Source organism: Streptomyces lycii, assembly GCF_009735685.1.
In the GTDB taxonomy this organism is placed as follows: domain Bacteria; phylum Actinomycetota; class Actinomycetes; order Streptomycetales; family Streptomycetaceae; genus Streptomyces; species Streptomyces lycii.
On sequence record NZ_WHPN01000019.1, the window covers coordinates 1 to 269 of the forward strand.

Genomic DNA, 269 nt, shown 5'->3' on the forward strand with positions numbered 1-269 from the left:
GTGGCGAGCGAAACTGGATGAGGCCAAACCGTAGGCGTGTGATACCCGGCAGGGGTTGCGCTTACGGGGTTGTGGGATCGTACTTCAGTCGTCTGCCGGCGGCTGGGCAAGTCAGAAACCGTATGGATAGGCGAAGGGCATGCGAAAGGCCCGGCGTAGAGGGTAAGACCCCCGTAGCTGAAATCTGTACGGCTTGTTTGTGCGACTCCCAAGTAGCACGGGGCCCGAGAAATCCTGTGTGAATCTGGCGGGACCACCCGCTAAGCCTA

Annotated in this window: 1 rRNA gene; it reads left to right on the plus strand. The window is 59.9% G+C overall.

What is annotated here, in order from left to right:
* Nucleotides 1-269: ribosomal RNA gene (locus GCU69_RS00850) — 23S ribosomal RNA — on the plus strand; the annotation flags it as partial.